Source organism: Candidatus Binatia bacterium (assembly GCA_026415395.1).
In the GTDB taxonomy this organism is placed as follows: domain Bacteria; phylum Desulfobacterota; class Binatia; order HRBIN30; family HRBIN30; genus HRBIN30.
Genome location: JAOAHD010000006.1, coordinates 1 through 1,581, shown reverse-complemented (window position 1 = coordinate 1,581; position 1,581 = coordinate 1). Strand labels below are relative to the sequence as shown.

The following is a 1,581-nucleotide window of genomic DNA, read 5'->3' as shown; positions in this document are numbered from 1 at the left end:
GCGGGTGGTGCGGCGCACCTTGGGCGGGCAGGCGGTGAGGATCAGCATCCGCCCCTCCGCGAGCGGCTCGCGCTCTTCCGCCGTGGGGCGGTAGTCGCCGCTTTCGCCACCCAAGCCGCGTGCCAGTACCTTGACCACGCGCCCCTTGCGTCGCAGTACCGAGCGCAGCACCTGCTGCTCGAGCGGCGAGTGAAAGCCGCTCACGAGCACGCGGCCAGCCTCCACCCATTCCGGCACGCGCTCCAGAGTTTCGATCAGCACATGGCCGGGACATTCGCGGGAAGCAACCAGACCGAGCAACGGTTCGGCCAGCAGTGCCGTCTCGCCAACGCCGACTAATCGCGCGGTGAGATCAGGGCCGACACGCTGGGTGCAATAAGGTGGCAAGGTGACGAGCGCGGGCTTCATTCTTCTTCGTCATCGCTCTGGGACTCGAAATCCGTCTTCACTGTCTGAACATAAAGCAACTCGATGTCGTCCCAAACATGATCAAAGCCGAAGGCACGGGCAAATAGCGCATCCGACTTGTCGGTAACATGCCGGCATTTCGCGAGGTTGTAATTGCCCACGCGCTTGCCGGCGTTGAGCTTGAACTGCACGGCTTCCTCCACCGCTGCTTTCAATTCCGGCGCGATGGCCAACAACTGTTTCTGATCCGCGGTTGGGAGTTGCGCCAGCGCTACCGGCAAATCACCGAACATCCATTTTGTGACGTCGAAATCATCACCGATCGCTACCCAGAAGCTGAACTCAATCTTTCCGTTGAGGAGAAGGAAGGCAAGCTCACGCTCATCACTACTTCGAAGGTAGATCACCCCATACTTCGTTTGCGGGACGCGCTTTCCGTTTGCTGCAAAACAAGGCGCTTCTTCGTGGGTGAACGACAGCCAGTTGTAAGCCGTTTTCTTGAAGTGCAGTACATGCGCCGTTGCGCGCCGAGACAATGACGACTCGACGGTCGGCACGCTTGGCCCCAACCGTTTCTCAAAGGCATCAATGAGGCCCTGTGTGTTGAGCTTGGGAATACGCCCCTTCCAGTTCGCAGGCGTGAACGATGCGTAGGACAGTGATGCAAACAGATGCGGGCGCGCTACCTCAAACCAGCGGTGCAGACGAGACGTCAAGGGCTTGCGGGCCTCCCCGCCAATCCGCCCGATGTGAATCGTGTTGCGCACCCGAACGTCGGCGGCAAACAAGGCGGCAGGAATGCGCGCGAAGTGGGAAAACCAGTTTCCTTGATAGCGTCGATAGAGCATCTGTCGAAGGTCATCAAAATCTTCGCTGAACGAAAGGCTCAATGGCACAATCATGCCGGTACGCGCCTTCGTGCTCGCGATGTCAATGACGCGCTCTAGACACCAGGCGTAGATGTCGGTGCATGCGGCCGTCTTGTAACCACGAACGGAGTAGCTTGTTATCTTTCGCGTGGCGACATACGGCGGATTCCCAATCACCACATCGAACCCGCCCTCGCGCATCACGCCGTAGAACTCGGCGAACCAGTGGAAGGGCTGGTGGCTTGCGCGCCAGGCTGCAAAGGCGGCTGCGTCGTCGGGGTCGATGCCGTAGTCGCGGGCCAGA

2 protein-coding genes are annotated in these 1,581 nt (G+C 59.9%); both read right to left on the bottom strand.

Translation table 11 applies throughout. The annotated features are described in order from the left end of the window. Positions 1-408 (bottom strand): hypothetical protein (locus tag N3C12_04560; protein MCX8071704.1); only part of this gene is annotated, 408 nt, incomplete at its 3' end. Next, positions 405-1,581, bottom strand: a 1,177-nt coding sequence (locus N3C12_04555) for an Eco57I restriction-modification methylase domain-containing protein (protein ID MCX8071703.1), incomplete at its 5' end; no start/stop codon positions are given. The genes N3C12_04560 and N3C12_04555, both read right to left, overlap by 4 nt.